Annotated in this window: 16 protein-coding genes; 2 read left to right on the top strand and 14 right to left on the bottom strand. The window is 53.1% G+C overall.

Annotated features, from left to right (window positions below):
• Positions 1–384: 384 nt before the first annotated feature.
• The 4 genes from ACXAD4_RS01000 to rpe all read right to left on the bottom strand — a co-directional run bounded on the left by ACXAD4_RS01000 (position 385) and on the right by rpe (position 3548).
• Positions 385–960, bottom strand: a complete 576-nt coding sequence (locus ACXAD4_RS01000) for an aminodeoxychorismate/anthranilate synthase component II (RefSeq protein ID WP_475238009.1) — start codon at positions 958–960, stop codon at positions 385–387.
• Between the two features lie 121 nt (positions 961–1081).
• Positions 1082–2098 carry a tryptophan--tRNA ligase gene (gene trpS, locus ACXAD4_RS00995; RefSeq protein ID WP_187461868.1) on the bottom strand — a complete coding sequence of 339 codons (1017 nt, stop codon included), beginning with the start codon at positions 2096–2098 and terminating at the stop codon, positions 1082–1084.
• An 86-nt stretch (positions 2099–2184) separates the two neighbouring features.
• Entirely contained in the window at positions 2185–2874 is a 690-nt protein-coding gene (locus tag ACXAD4_RS00990; RefSeq protein WP_475238006.1) for a phosphoglycolate phosphatase, read from the bottom strand.
• The gene (gene rpe, locus ACXAD4_RS00985; RefSeq protein ID WP_039469006.1) at positions 2874–3548 is read right to left on the bottom strand and encodes a ribulose-phosphate 3-epimerase; all 675 of its coding nucleotides are present in this window, start codon (positions 3546–3548) and stop codon (positions 2874–2876) included. Before rpe ends, ACXAD4_RS00990 begins: the two co-directional genes overlap by 1 nt.
• On the opposite strand from rpe, the gene ACXAD4_RS00980 reads away from it, so the two are divergent.
• Both ACXAD4_RS00980 and ACXAD4_RS00975 read left to right on the top strand, forming a co-directional pair.
• Positions 3547–3696 carry a hypothetical protein gene (locus tag ACXAD4_RS00980; RefSeq protein ID WP_475238004.1) on the top strand — a complete coding sequence of 50 codons (150 nt, stop codon included), beginning with the start codon at positions 3547–3549 and terminating at the stop codon, positions 3694–3696. The genes rpe and ACXAD4_RS00980 overlap by 2 nt on opposite strands.
• A gap of 54 nt (positions 3697–3750) precedes the next feature.
• The gene (locus tag ACXAD4_RS00975) at positions 3751–3948 is read left to right on the top strand and encodes a DUF2970 domain-containing protein (RefSeq protein WP_475238002.1); all 198 of its coding nucleotides are present in this window, start codon (positions 3751–3753) and stop codon (positions 3946–3948) included.
• An 18-nt stretch (positions 3949–3966) separates the two neighbouring features.
• On the opposite strand, the gene dam is transcribed toward ACXAD4_RS00975, so the two are convergent.
• From dam to pilM (ACXAD4_RS00925), 10 genes are all read right to left on the bottom strand, one after another.
• On the bottom strand, positions 3967–4791 hold the full coding sequence (gene dam / locus ACXAD4_RS00970) for an adenine-specific DNA-methyltransferase (RefSeq protein WP_475238000.1): 825 nt from the start codon (positions 4789–4791) through the stop codon (positions 3967–3969).
• Positions 4792–4895: 104 nt separating this feature from the next.
• On the bottom strand, positions 4896–6515 hold the full coding sequence (locus ACXAD4_RS00965) for an AAA family ATPase (RefSeq protein WP_475237999.1): 1620 nt from the start codon (positions 6513–6515) through the stop codon (positions 4896–4898).
• Between the two features lie 15 nt (positions 6516–6530).
• On the bottom strand, positions 6531–7610 hold the full coding sequence (gene aroB / locus ACXAD4_RS00960) for a 3-dehydroquinate synthase (protein ID WP_475237997.1): 1080 nt from the start codon (positions 7608–7610) through the stop codon (positions 6531–6533).
• Between the two features lie 19 nt (positions 7611–7629).
• Positions 7630–8148, bottom strand: a complete 519-nt coding sequence (aroK, locus tag ACXAD4_RS00955) for a shikimate kinase AroK (RefSeq protein WP_317524054.1) — start codon at positions 8146–8148, stop codon at positions 7630–7632.
• Between the two features lie 211 nt (positions 8149–8359).
• Entirely contained in the window at positions 8360–10102 is a 1743-nt protein-coding gene (locus ACXAD4_RS00950; RefSeq protein WP_475237995.1) for a type IV pilus secretin PilQ, read from the bottom strand.
• An 11-nt stretch (positions 10103–10113) separates the two neighbouring features.
• The gene (locus tag ACXAD4_RS00945; protein WP_475237993.1) at positions 10114–10653 is read right to left on the bottom strand and encodes a pilus assembly protein PilP; all 540 of its coding nucleotides are present in this window, start codon (positions 10651–10653) and stop codon (positions 10114–10116) included.
• Positions 10650–11240, bottom strand: a complete 591-nt coding sequence (locus ACXAD4_RS00940; protein ID WP_475237991.1) for a type IV pilus inner membrane component PilO — start codon at positions 11238–11240, stop codon at positions 10650–10652. Before ACXAD4_RS00940 ends, ACXAD4_RS00945 begins: the two co-directional genes overlap by 4 nt.
• Entirely contained in the window at positions 11237–11809 is a 573-nt protein-coding gene (locus tag ACXAD4_RS00935; protein ID WP_475237989.1) for a PilN domain-containing protein, read from the bottom strand. The genes ACXAD4_RS00940 and ACXAD4_RS00935 overlap by 4 nt, the downstream gene beginning before the upstream one ends.
• Entirely contained in the window at positions 11806–12057 is a 252-nt protein-coding gene (pilM, locus tag ACXAD4_RS00930) for a pilus assembly protein PilM (protein ID WP_475242678.1), read from the bottom strand. The genes ACXAD4_RS00935 and pilM (ACXAD4_RS00930) overlap by 4 nt, the downstream gene beginning before the upstream one ends.
• Entirely contained in the window at positions 12054–12821 is a 768-nt protein-coding gene (pilM, locus tag ACXAD4_RS00925; protein WP_475237986.1) for a type IV pilus assembly protein PilM, read from the bottom strand. The genes pilM (ACXAD4_RS00930) and pilM (ACXAD4_RS00925) overlap by 4 nt, the downstream gene beginning before the upstream one ends.
• Positions 12822–12942: the final 121 nt, after the last annotated feature.

The following is a 12942-nucleotide window of genomic DNA, read 5'->3' as shown; positions in this document are numbered from 1 at the left end:
TTGCCCTAAGCATAGTATTTACATTTTATTAACCAATTCCAATAGCAGAATATTTTTTTATTCCCTATCAGTTAACGGTTAATCTCCTACAAAATACATATTTATGCGGGGTTCGGGAAAACTTATTAAGCCCTGATCATTAAAAGGTGTTTTTCCTGCAAGGAAATAAAGCGATTTCCAGCCATCGGGCTGCATAATCTTTCCGTGCCAAAAAAACCAAAAAAGATACACGAATGTTAAAAAAGGTGACAAGGATCGCGTGATTGAGACAACAAACACGCTGGGAGAAGCGCTTTTTTACTGACTCAAGAAGAAATGGAGTGGTGTAAAGTGGCGGGTTGATTGAGTCAGGCAGCATTTCCTGCTGCCCTTATGCCTTCAGGCTCAGCGACGCAGGAAGTTCGACAGCAGCTGATGGCCCTGTTCAGTCAGAATACTTTCCGGGTGGAACTGGACCCCTTCGATAGGCAAGGTCTTATGGCGGATCCCCATAATTTCATCACGTTCACCGTCTTTTTCCGTCCATGCCGTGACTTCGAAGCAATCTGGCAAAGTATCAGCCTTAACCACCAGCGAGTGATAGCGGGTGACGGTAAGCGGGTTGTTCAAGCCAGAAAAAACGCTGCTATCGGTGTGGGTAACAGGGGACGTCTTGCCATGCATCACCTGGCGGGCACGGACCACATCGCCGCCATAGACCTGAGCGATGGACTGGTGGCCGAGGCACACCCCGAGAATGGGCAGCTTGCCAGCAAAATGGCGGATAGCCTCCAGCGAAATCCCCGCTTCATTCGGCGTACACGGGCCCGGTGAGATCACCAGGTGGGACGGTGCCAACGCCTCAATACCAGCAATGTCGATTTCGTCATTACGTACGACCTTCACCTCGGCGCCCAGCTCACAGAAATACTGGTAGAGGTTGTAGGTAAACGAGTCGTAGTTATCGATCATCAATAGCATGGGTACTTCTGCTCCCTGGAAATTACAGCGGCCTATTGTGCAGCAGGACAGCAGAAAGGCAAGCGTAGACGAAAAAAAACCGGCCAGAGGCCGGTTTTCGGTGTTTACAGCTGTACCCAGCTTATGGGCGGGCAACAAAGCCTACTGCAGCGTACGCTTTCTTCAGCGTTTCCGCTGCACGGGCAGACGCCTTTTCAGCACCAGCTTTCATCACTTCGTCAAGGAAGGCACGGTCAGCACGGATACGGTGGTATTCAGACTGGATAGGCTCCAGCATTGCCACAATCGCTTCACCCACATCTTTCTTAAACGGGCCGTACATCTCTACGCCCTGGTACTGCGCTTCGATTTCAGCAAAGGTCTTGCCGGTTGCCGCCGAGTAAAGCCCCATCAGGTTGGAGATACCCGCTTTGTTCTCGATATCGTGGGCGATACGCGGTGGTGTCTCAGTGTCGGTTTGGGCCTTGTTGATCTTCTTGATGATCGACTTCGGCTCTTCCAACAGGGTGATCACGTTCTTGCGATTGTCATCCGACTTCGACATCTTCTTGGTCGCGTCCTGAAGGCTCATTACGCGTGCGTTGACTGTCGGGATGTATGGCTCTGGTACCTGGAAGATCGCTTCACCATCACCATAGATGTTGTTGAAACGGGTCGCGATATCACGCGCCAGCTCCAAGTGCTGCTTCTGATCACTACCTACTGGCACCTGGTGGGCACCGTACAGCAGGATATCGGCCGCCATCAGTACCGGGTAGCCGAACAGGCCAACGTTGACATCGTTGGCATGGCGCTGTGACTTGTCCTTGAACTGGGTCATGCGGCTTAGCTCACCCATCTGGGTGTAGCAGTTCAGCAACCAGCCAAGCTGGGCATGCTCTGGTACATGAGACTGCACAAACAAAGTGCTCTTCTTCGGATCAACGCCGACAGCCAAGCAAATCGCCAGTGCATCCAGCGTCGCTTCGTGCAGCGCTTTTGGATCCTGGCGTACAGTGATGGCATGCAGATCTACGACACAGTACTGACAATCATAATCATCCTGCATCTGTTCCCACTGACGCAGCGCACCCAGATAATTACCGATACTTAATTCACCTGAAGGCTGTACGCCACTCAATACAATGGGTTTGGTCATGATGAGATTTTCCTATGTCACAAAAAAGCTGCGGCTATCTGCCGCAGACACTATATCAATCCATGCCCGGCAAAAAGCCGAACGTACTAGCTACCTAGTTTAACCACTTCTGCCAGATGACTGAAGTGATCCAGTACAATATCTGGGTTACTTTCGCTGATCGGCTGACCATAGTTGTAGCCGTAAGTCAGCCCCACAACATAACATGACGCCGCTTTCGCCGCCAAGATATCGTTACGGGAGTCACCGACCATCAGCATCTGCTCTGCTGTGATCTGGTGTTTATCCAGCAGCCAGTTCAGAGCATACGGATCCGGCTTTTTCAGCGGGAAGGTATCACCACCGATAACATCGACAAAAAAATCGGCGATGCCGTGCTCTTCAAGCAAATGCGGTACGAACTGTGCCGGTTTATTGGTCACGATAGCCATCGGGACTCCAGCCTCATGGAATGACGCCAGCGTCTCTTTTACCCCAGGGTAAAGCGCACTCTTTCCATGACCGCCTTCTTCGTAGAAGCGATCAAACAGCGCCCTTGCTTCACGATGCAAGGCAGGGTCGAGATCCGGATCAACTTCAACGCTCTGGCTCAGGGCGCGGCCGATCAGAATATCAGCCCCGTTGCCAATCCAAGTCGTAACCTGCTCAACCGTCACCCCCGCACGGCCGAGCGCGCGCATGGTCTTGTCAGCTGCATCGGCCAAGTCCGGTACGCTGTCGAGCAGGGTACCGTCGAGGTCAAAAGCAATAAAATCAATACCGCTCAACTGGCTCATTAGCGCTCAACCTTGGCCAGCTCTGCACGCATTTCGTCAATCACGGCTTTGTAGTCCGGCTGGCTGAAAATTGCCGAGCCCGCTACGAACATATCTGCACCGGCTTCTGCGATTTCACGGATATTGTCGACCTTCACACCACCGTCGATTTCAAGGCGGATCTGACGGCCTGATGCATCGATGCGCTTGCGCACTTCACGTAGCTTGTCCAGTGTCGCAGGGATGAACGACTGACCACCGAAGCCAGGGTTCACCGACATCAGCAGGATCATATCGACCTTGTCCATGATGTAGTCAAGGTAGTGCAATGGGGTCGCCGGGTTGAATACCACGCCGGCTTGGCAGCCGTGCTCTTTGATCAGCTGCAGCGAGCGATCAAGGTGTTCAGTTGCTTCGGCATGGATGGTGATCATGGTTGCGCCAGCCTTGGCAAAGTCTGGGATAATGCGGTCCACCGGCTTCACCATTAGGTGTACGTCAATTGGCGCAGTAATACCGTAGTCACGTAGAGCCTTACACACCGGGGCACCGAAAGTCAGATTCGGTACATAGTGGTTGTCCATCACGTCAAAATGCACAACATCGGCACCTGCTGCCAATACTTTTTCTACATCCTCGCCAAGACGAGCAAAATCTGCAGACAGGATAGATGGAGCGATCAAAAAGTCCTTCATGTTCAGCCTCTATACGGTACAAACGAAAACGTTATCGGAAGTCGGCGCAATTCTACCCGATCATCAAGGTGATGTCTTACCGGATTTCACCATGGGTGTGCCACAGGGCAGCTACACTTATCCTCAGGCTGCCGTATATGACAGATGATAAATATGGCAAACAACGGTAACGGTGTTACTTGGGTATATACGGAGATAAACCATGGCTGAGCGCAAACCGCCCCGCCCCAACTTGGTAAAAAGCATTGCCGGGGCACTGTTTGGGGTGCAGTCGGAGAAAAACAGGGAGATAGATTTCAGCCAGCAGCGCCCGCTGCCATTCATTGTGGCTGGTATCGCTGCTATCGCGCTGTTTGTCGGGGTATTGGTTGTTATCAGCCAACTAGTTACGAGTGGTTAGCGGGCCGACAAGCTGTGCTTAGTCTTGTGACGGCTTGAACAAGGCCAGTAGCTCATCAACCTTGTTGCGGCCACCGCCATTGCGGCTGATAGTCCGCTTGACCTTGACCACAGACAGGTCAGCCCCATGGTATAGGCGACGGGTCAACGTCGTATCGTGGTTTGAGATCAGCACCGGAATATCGCGCTCGGTCGCCGCTCTCTCCGCCGCATCGGCCAACGCCGCCTGATCATCTAAGCTAAAGCCATTGCCTGCGTATGAGGTGAAGTTCGCCGTGGTTGATAACGGCGCATACGGCGGATCGCAGTAAATAACACTGCCCTTGCGAGCACGAGAGAATGTCTGGTGGTAGCCCTCACAGACAAAGGTCGCGCGCTTGGCCTTTTCGGCAAAGAAATACAGCTCATCTTCCGGGAAGTAAGGCTTTTTGTACGAGCCGAACGGCACGTTGAAGCCGCCCTTCTTGTTATAGCGGCACAGGCCATTAAAACCATGGCGGTTCATATACAAGAAGTACAGGGAGCGCAGGTAAGGATCCTGGGTATTATTGAACGCTTCACGGATCTCAAGGTACGCGCCTTTCTGATTGTATTCCGGAGTAAACATTACCTTGGAGTCTCGAACGTACTGCTCGGGGTTGTCCTTGAGGATGTTGTAGAGGTTGATCAGATCTGGATTGATGTCAGCCAGCAGGTATTGCTCGAAGTTGGTATTGAGAAATACCGAACCCGCACCGACAAAAGGTTCAACCAGCTTTCGTGCTGGCGGTAAGTGGCGCTCGATCTCCTCGACCAGAGAATATTTACCTCCAGCCCATTTCAGGAATGCACGATGCTTTTTCATTCAGCTGACCACCAATACCGACTTTGTAACGAAAGGTGGCGGATTGTACACCATTTCAATCTGTGTCTGTACCGCTATAGGGAAATATCTAGCAAAGAAACGGGTTATTTAGCCCGATCCATTTCGGTATGGATCTGGCGGTAGGATTTTACCCATGGATCGACCGACTGCAGCTGCGATGGCAAGCGAGTTTCTGCGATACGTGCCGATTGCACATCCGGGTAATCGCCGGTGACGATAATATACCAGGCAACACCGTTACGGCGGGTTTCATAAACTTCGGCCAAGGCTTCGATGTTATAGTCGAGAATAAACTGTTTGGCTGTCGGCAACGAACGCATCGCCGCCAACTGCAACGCGTAGTGCTCCGGTGCCACCCCGCGCAACTGACTACCTAGCTCCGCGGCAATAGATTCAGTACTGGCCGTCTCGGTGACAGGCGCCACGTCCCCACCTTCTGTCACAGCCACCGAGCTAGCCTCTTCTTCCGGCTCTGTAATCGCAGCAGAGTCCGGCAACGCATTGGTCGCCTCTATGTTGGTCTTCTCTATATTGCTCGCCTCTGATTGAAGACTCTCCTTGTCCTGCTCGGTCTCTGGCAGCTGTACGGGTTGCCCTTCCGGCAAATCCGGCTGCAAGCTTTCCTGACGCTCAGCGACTGCTTGCTCGCCAGTACCGCCCAGCTGCTGCTCATCGAGCATGGCATCGACCACATCAGAAGGGACGACCACCCGAGGGTTGGTATTGGGATCACGACGGCCAACAGTCAAACCTTCAACAGATACATCTGGCGGCAAGGCATCACCATCGTCTTCGAAGGCAACAGGCACATTCGGCTTATTACTCTCAGCCGTATCAGTGCCAGCAGTATCCGCATTGGCAGGCTCATCGGGCAAGCTATCCAGCTGCGCCTGCGGGATCCCGCCTGCTGCTGGTTGCTCCTCTACTGTTGGCACAAACCACCAGGCAATCGCCGCAATTGCGACTACAACCAACCCGCCCAGCAGCACCATTGGCGACACACCGCGGGATTTACTCTCAGCCATATCCTTATCCTCTGTTAAATCGAGCTTGAGCAACTGACCCGGTACGGGGGTACAGTTTGAAGCATGCTCGCGTATCCGACGCCTTCCCTGTGCATCAAGGTGCTCGCCATCGAACATCATTTCGACCATCAACTGGGCTTCTTGTTCCGACAGCAGGCCAATTTCCACCTCCAACGGTGAATTCCCTTGGCCCTGCACCAATTGGCCAAGGTATTTATCGAGCCGCCCCGTGTGACTGAACAACAGGACATTGACCTGCCAGCCCGGATATAGACGCGCCTGCTGCACCACACCCCACAGTTCTGCCACCAGCTCCTGGCTCAGCAAATGCGCATCATCCACCACGATCAATGCGTTGACGGGCTGCTGCTCGAATAAGCGTTCGAGACTTTGCCCAAGCGGATCCTGTTCATTGAAAACGGCTTTGGGTGCAAGTTGCTGCAGGATGATTGAACGGTGTTGGCCGTCCTGCTGGTTGGGATGGCAAAGCAGCAAAGACTGGTGGGAGTCCCCGGCCCAGTGTTCGAGATAACGTTGGGAGAGCCAGGTCTTGCCTGTCCCCTCGGCGCCCGTTACCTGTATAAGGTTAGAGCTGAAGCGGGTCAGGAATTGTAATCGGGAAAGAAGCTGGATTTGGGAGTCCAAATCCAGCGGGTTCAAATGCAGGCCGCGGCTCATAGGCAACCTACAGGATCAGGCTTGTACCGCTTGGCGCAGCACGTCTTCCGGTACCCCAGCAACGACTTCTGCACTGCCAATACCAGTCGGCAGGATCAAGCGAAGCTGACCTGAAAGCACCTTCTTGTCACGCATCATATGCTTCATATAAGCGTCAAAACCCATGCCTTCCGGACCTTGGACCGGCAGTTTGGCTTTTTCCAACAAGCGAATGATACGTTCAACCTCTTCAGAGCCGATAAGCCCCTGAAGTTGTGCCGTACGGGCAGCCTGGACGGTACCCGCGGCAACCGCTTCGCCGTGCAGCCAATTGCCGTAACCCATTTCAGCTTCGATAGCATGGCCAAAGGTATGGCCAAGGTTAAGCAACGCCCTTACCCCAGATTCTTTTTCGTCAGCGGCAACCACATCGGCCTTGATCTGGCAGCAGCGGCCAATGGCATAGCTCAGGGCATCATTATCGAGGGCTTGAAGCTTATCGATGTTTTGCTCGAGCCAAACAAAGAACTCAGCATCGGCAATAATGCCGTATTTGATCACTTCTGCCATACCGGCTGCAAACTCACGGGCCGGCAAGGTCTGTAGACAGTGGTTATCGATAACTACCGCTTTCGGCTGGTAGAAGGCCCCTACCATATTCTTGCCCAGCGGGTGGTTGACCGCCGTCTTGCCGCCGACCGAGGAGTCGACTTGCGCCAACAGTGTGGTCGGGACTTGCACGAAGTCCACGCCGCGCTGGAAGCAGGCTGCCGCAAAACCAACCACATCACCAATCACGCCACCGCCCAAGGCAACCAGCACCACATCGCGGCCATAATTGCCTTCCAGCAGGAAGGACATGATTTGATTGAAGGTATCAAGGGTTTTGTATTGCTCGCCGTCAGGTAATGACAGCAAGGAAACTTCGCATTGTAGCGAACGGATAGTCCCGATGATTTGCTCGGCATACAGCGGGGCTACCGTTTCATTACTGACCACAACAACGCGTCGACCTGCCTGGATGGCAGAGGAAAATAGCGCCGGGTTATCGAATAACTCGGCGCCGATTGAGATTGGGTAACTTCTGTCACCAAGATTGACGTTGATCCGTTCCATGGCCAGCTCTCTTTGTTGATTAGCGCTCTTCTAGCATTTTGATGATTTGGTTAGCAACGACCTTGGCACTCTGATCATCAGTACGAACCACATAGTCTGCTACTTCTTCATACAATGGATTGCGCTCGCCTGCAAGTGATTCCAACACTTCGCGAGGCGTATCAGTTTGCAGTAGAGGACGCTTTTTATCGCGCTGTGTACGTGCCAGCTGCTTCTCGATAGTCGTCTCAAGGTAGACTACGATGCCACGTGCAGACAAACGGTTACGGCTTTCTTTGCTCTTCACCGAGCCACCACCCGTTGCCAGTACAATTCCCTGCTTCTGGGTCAGATCGTCAATCACGTTCTCTTCACGAACACGAAAACCCTCTTCACCTTCAACATCGAATACCCAACTAATATCAGCACCGGTACGCTCTTCAATCACAGTATCTGAATCAAAGAACTCCATATGCAGCTGCTGTGCAAGGTGTCTACCGATAGTACTTTTGCCGGCACCCATTGGGCCGACCAGGAAAATATTTCGTTTTTCAGCCATTTTTAGCAATATTTACGCGCGGTTAATAAAACGACACCGCCCGCAGGCTTCGATAAATCAAGCCCGAGGCGCCAACTTCCTCACATTTAATTCGTGATAAGATCGAAAATTATCTCAGGACTGGGCCGCTGTTGGCAATAGCTAGGTGGGGATTTATTCAGTTCTGGCGCAATGCTGGGACGATTATTGCCCCAGCCGGCCGCCAAACTGATCACTGGTAGACGATTTTGGGTGTGACAAAAATCAGCAGCTCTTTCTTGCCTAGCTCCTCCAATTTATGCCGAAACAAAGCGCCCAGCACAGGAAGATCGCCCAATAGCGGCACTTTGCGCACCGCGTTATTAATAGAGTGCTGATAGATCCCACCCAGCACTACCGTCTCACCGTTGGCAACCAATACCTGGGTGCCAATACGCTGAGTATCAATAGCCACGGCCTCCCCGGTTCCCGTTTGGACAACCTCGCCTTTTTTATCCTGAGTCACAATCAAGTCCAGCACCAGATTACCATCCGACGTGATTTGCGGAGTTACCATCAGACTCAACACGGCTTTTTTGAAACTCACGGAAACAGCACCGCTGGAAGCCGCTTCGAGATAGGGGATTTCAGTGCCCTGCTCAATATACGCCATCTTCTTGTTGGTGGTCATCAGCCTCGGGCTGGAGATAATTTCAGCTTTCTGCTCCGATTGCAGTGCCGATAACTCCAAGTCCAGCAGGATATCGCCCACTTTTGCCACCTGGAAGGCAATACTCGACGCCCCGGGCTTGGTGGCAGCCAAATTCACATTGAGGAAGTCATCTACCGATGCGCCATCATCCAATAGCCCTGATGAGTTGAGATTGCTTTCAATCGACCCGCCAATCGTGGTGCTGCCGTTAGTATTAAGCAGCCCCCAACGTACCCCGAGCTCATCTACATCCCCCTCGTTGACCGTGACAATCCGCGCTTCTATTTCAACCTGCTCGACAGGAATATCCAAAGCGGCAACAATATCGCGAATATTCGCCAAACTTTCAGGAATATCATTGACGATCAGGGAATTGGTCCGCTCATCAATATGCAGCGAGCCTCTGGCTGATAACATGCTGATACCATCCTCCGCCCCCTGCAGCAAACCGCCAAGCTCAAGGGCATTGGCATAGTTTATCTTGAATATTTCCGAGCGCAGCGAAGCAAGCTCTTCGGCTTTGCGCTTTGACTCCAGGGCCTGTTGTTCACTGCGGGCAAGCTCTTCCTTCGGCGCGACCATTAATACCGCCCCCTGCTCACGCTTATCCAGCCCTTTGGCTCGCAGGATAATATCCAGCACCTGCTGCCAAGGCACTTTATCCAAACGCAGCGTCAAATTCCCCTGTACCGAGTCCGACACCACCAAGTTGAAATCATTGTATTCGGCGATCAACTGCAAGACATTTCGGACCGGAACATCTTGGAAGTTAATGGAAATGGGTTTGCTGTCATAGGTTATCGCCTCGTCATGAGGCTGACCACCTGTTGCGACTAAAGCCGGCTGCACCGTCACCAACAGCCGAGACTCACCCGCCTTTTCCAGGGTCACGTAGTCGTAGCTGTAATCCCCCTGTACCGACAGCACCAAGCGGCTCCCGATCTCGCTCTGGAACGTTTCAACCGCCAACACCGGTGTGCCAAAGTCCTTGACGTCAAGCACATAAACCAGCTCTTGGGGTAACTCGGCCTGCGCCAGTTCAATCACCAGTTGCTTGTCCAAACGCCTGGCACCGATCTCTACCTTGCTGCTGGGCAACACCACCTCCAGCACACCGCCCCCTTGGGCCTTGCGGGTAAAGTCAATGCTGCTGATCTGATTAACCTCACTGGCAGCAACCGTATAGCTAACCAGCAGCGCAAGCACAGCCGACACTAACCAACGAACCCGAACCGCTTTCTTTGCCCGTATCAACCGCAGGGCATCCAACCTAATCCTTGTCATCTATCCCATCTCTATTCTGGTACTTCTAGCGATGCCAGTTTCAATGTGGCCGGGATCTTCAACCAGCAGCCTTCCCCATCCGGCATTATTTGTTCTATCGCCACCTTACTGGCCGTCACTTCCATCACCCTGCCATGATTCCTGCCGATATAACTTCCTACTCGCACCTTGGCCAGGATACCCTCAGGGGTATATATCAGCGCCCATTCCTTGCCAGCACCGCCAATCACCCCGCGCATGCTGAGCTGATCCAGCGAAAAGCTTTCGAGCGGCGAACTGCGCGGCCTGAGCTCCGGCTGCCAACACACTTTGCCTGCTTCATGTTCGGGCAAGGCCACTTCGGGCTTGGGCTGCTGGAAAGGAACCCGATCGCTGCTCATGACGAACACTTCCGCCTTGAAGACAGGTTGCTCGTCGAGCGGTTCGACGCGAGCCACCGCACGTTGGTAAGTTTGGTTGATAAACAGCTCGACCGAGTCTTCATTGGCTTGGCACCCCATCAATCCCAGCCAGAGTCCTAGAGCCAAAATGGATTTGTCTGTGCTTTTCATCGTCCCTCCACCGGCGGGGCCTTGAAGCGATAGGTTGTCGCCGATACCTTGAGCAGCAACAGATCCTGCTGTGGCTTACTCCAGCGCAAATCGATATCTTTCAGTGAGACAATGCGAGGTAACTGGGCAATATCAGCTGCAAACCGGCCGATATCTTCATAGTGGCCCACCACATTGATATTGAGCGGCAGTTCGAAATACAGAGGATGTTCTGCCCTGGACGCCCATTCGATACGCTGAAACTCCAGTCCGTTTCGCACCCCGATATCATTGACGCTGGCCAGCAAGCTCGATAGTTCGTCTTCTTCGGGCAGTTGCTCCACCACCTGCTGGTAACGCGCCTGAAGGATATCGACCTGCTCCCGAACCCGGGGCAATGCCGCAACTTGGTTGGCCCGCCTCACAAGATGCTGGCGCAACTCCAGCTCCTGCGACTTGAGGCCATCGAGCGCATCCAGCTTGGGGGAAACCCAGTACCAATAGCCTGCCAGCATAACCACACAAGCCACAGCTAGGGTTACCAGTGCTTGGGCGGGCAACGGCCAATCCGGCATTTCATCTAGCTCAAGATCCTGCCAATCTATCATCGTCGCTCCCTGACGTTGCCATCTGCAGGTTCTGAAACCAGTTCAAACGAAGCCTTGAACCGGATCAGAGCCTGCTTCTCATTGGCCCGAACTATCGAGTGCATAGTGACATCGTTTACCCATTTAGATTGCTCGGCATTGGCCAACAAGGTGGCCAGATGCCCATTGGACTCACCCCGGCCACTGAATTTCACCCGGTTTCCCGTCAACGAGATATCTTCGAGATAGACACCTTGAGGGACCAAACCGGGTAGTATGCTCAACAGATGGGTAATATGATTACGGCCTTTTTGGATATCGGTGATCACCGACAGCCGTTTGAGCAAGGCCTCGCGCTGGACATCCATTTCAGGTAGCAGGGACAATTTGTTTTCAAGCAAGGTGATTTCTTGATCGATCCGAGTATTTCGTCCCTTCTGCAGCGCAATCTGGCCATCAAGCAGCCAGCCCCCCATACCGACCAGCAGCACAATGGCAAACACCGCGCCCCCCAGCATCCAGCCGAAGCGCTGCCTGTAGCGTTTCCGCCCCTCTTCCCGCCATGGCAGTAGATTGACCTTTGCTATCATTTGTAACATCCCCGAATTGCCAATCCCGCTGCAACGGCAAACTGACCGAACGACTTTCCGTCCAGGGCCGAGTCCAACTTGGCCGAACGGCGAAATCCTGACAGCGGCTGCATCTTACGCACCGAGACCGACAACATCCTTGCCAGCATCTCCTCGATAACCAATTCCTGACCGCCGCCAGACAACCAGATCCCCTGCAAAGCCGAGCGAGGATAGGTCGTACTGTAAAGCTGTAATTGCCGTTTCAGCTGATCGGCCAGCTGCTTAGTAAACTGCTCGGCTTTATCGGCGCTGCTCCCCCCCAGACATGTTCAGCCTCGGAAAGGGTTTCACAGCCAAATGACACCTCGCGCCGATAAACGGTTCCAGCCGGCCCCCGGATCCCAATCGCAGTCGCCGTCTGGCCAATATCGACAATGCCCCACTCCCCTTCATTACCATCGCTGCTGCCTTGGCGCTCAGCCTGATACTGTTCCAACCAAACCAGGGCATGGGTTTGCAGCTCCATGACTTCCGGCTCTAGCCGGGCTTGGCGCAGCACTTCTACCCGGCTATCGATAGTTTCCTTGCGCGCGGCATATACCTGAACCGGATGGGTTTGGCTGGGCTCAGCAAATGTATCGCCGAACATTTCCCCCACCATGGGAAAGAAGTCCAGCCTGAGCTCCTCAACAGGAAAAGGTGACGAGGCACTGATAGCCTGCTCTACCGCAAAGACGGATTCTTCTTCAGTAAGGTGGCTATCTAGCTGGATCACCTTGCTGATAATCGCGCTATCGGGCAAAGCCAGTACGGCCTGCCGGGCACCGAACGGTAGGCTTTTTTTTAATTTACGCACGGCTGACAACAAGGCAGGACTGTTTACGCTATTCTGCTTGTTTAATACTGGGGCGGGCAGTTCCACTTCGGAAAAGGCAACAAGCTCGAGCTCAGGCTTTTTCTGTCTCAAGACCACCGCTTTAATGCTGTGATGGCCGATATCAATCCCAATAGTTAGTGGGTTCCGAAACATACCGTGCTATGCTCCCTTTTTAGACAGAACAGCGAATTACTTATTTAAAACAAACACCAGCAATTTAGCGTTAAATTTCCTCGAGTTACCTTTATACTACTAGTGGGAAGCGATGAAACGC

The sequence above is a fragment of the Photobacterium sp. AWH4_225 genome, assembly GCF_056158405.1.
This window is presented reverse-complemented; position numbering and strand designations above follow the sequence as displayed.

Coding starts and splice junctions, on each gene's coding strand:
- ACXAD4_RS01000 (WP_475238009.1), bottom strand. CDS start 960: ATGCTATTGATGATCGATAACTACGACTCGTTTACCTACAACCTCTAC.
- trpS (WP_187461868.1), bottom strand. CDS start 2,098: ATGACCAAACCCATTGTATTGAGTGGCGTACAGCCTTCAGGTGAATTA.
- ACXAD4_RS00990 (WP_475238006.1), bottom strand. CDS start 2,874: ATGAGCCAGTTGAGCGGTATTGATTTTATTGCTTTTGACCTCGACGGT.
- ACXAD4_RS00980 (WP_475238004.1), top strand. CDS start 3,547: ATGTTCAGCCTCTATACGGTACAAACGAAAACGTTATCGGAAGTCGGC.
- rpe (WP_039469006.1), bottom strand. CDS start 3,548: ATGAAGGACTTTTTGATCGCTCCATCTATCCTGTCTGCAGATTTTGCT.
- ACXAD4_RS00975 (WP_475238002.1), top strand. CDS start 3,751: ATGGCTGAGCGCAAACCGCCCCGCCCCAACTTGGTAAAAAGCATTGCC.
- dam (WP_475238000.1), bottom strand. CDS start 4,791: ATGAAAAAGCATCGTGCATTCCTGAAATGGGCTGGAGGTAAATATTCT.
- ACXAD4_RS00965 (WP_475237999.1), bottom strand. CDS start 6,515: ATGAGCCGCGGCCTGCATTTGAACCCGCTGGATTTGGACTCCCAAATC.
- aroB (WP_475237997.1), bottom strand. CDS start 7,610: ATGGAACGGATCAACGTCAATCTTGGTGACAGAAGTTACCCAATCTCA.
- aroK (WP_317524054.1), bottom strand. CDS start 8,148: ATGGCTGAAAAACGAAATATTTTCCTGGTCGGCCCAATGGGTGCCGGC.
- ACXAD4_RS00950 (WP_475237995.1), bottom strand. CDS start 10,102: ATGACAAGGATTAGGTTGGATGCCCTGCGGTTGATACGGGCAAAGAAA.
- ACXAD4_RS00945 (WP_475237993.1), bottom strand. CDS start 10,653: ATGAAAAGCACAGACAAATCCATTTTGGCTCTAGGACTCTGGCTGGGA.
- ACXAD4_RS00940 (WP_475237991.1), bottom strand. CDS start 11,240: ATGATAGATTGGCAGGATCTTGAGCTAGATGAAATGCCGGATTGGCCG.
- ACXAD4_RS00935 (WP_475237989.1), bottom strand. CDS start 11,809: ATGATAGCAAAGGTCAATCTACTGCCATGGCGGGAAGAGGGGCGGAAA.
- pilM (WP_475237986.1), bottom strand. CDS start 12,821: ATGTTTCGGAACCCACTAACTATTGGGATTGATATCGGCCATCACAGC.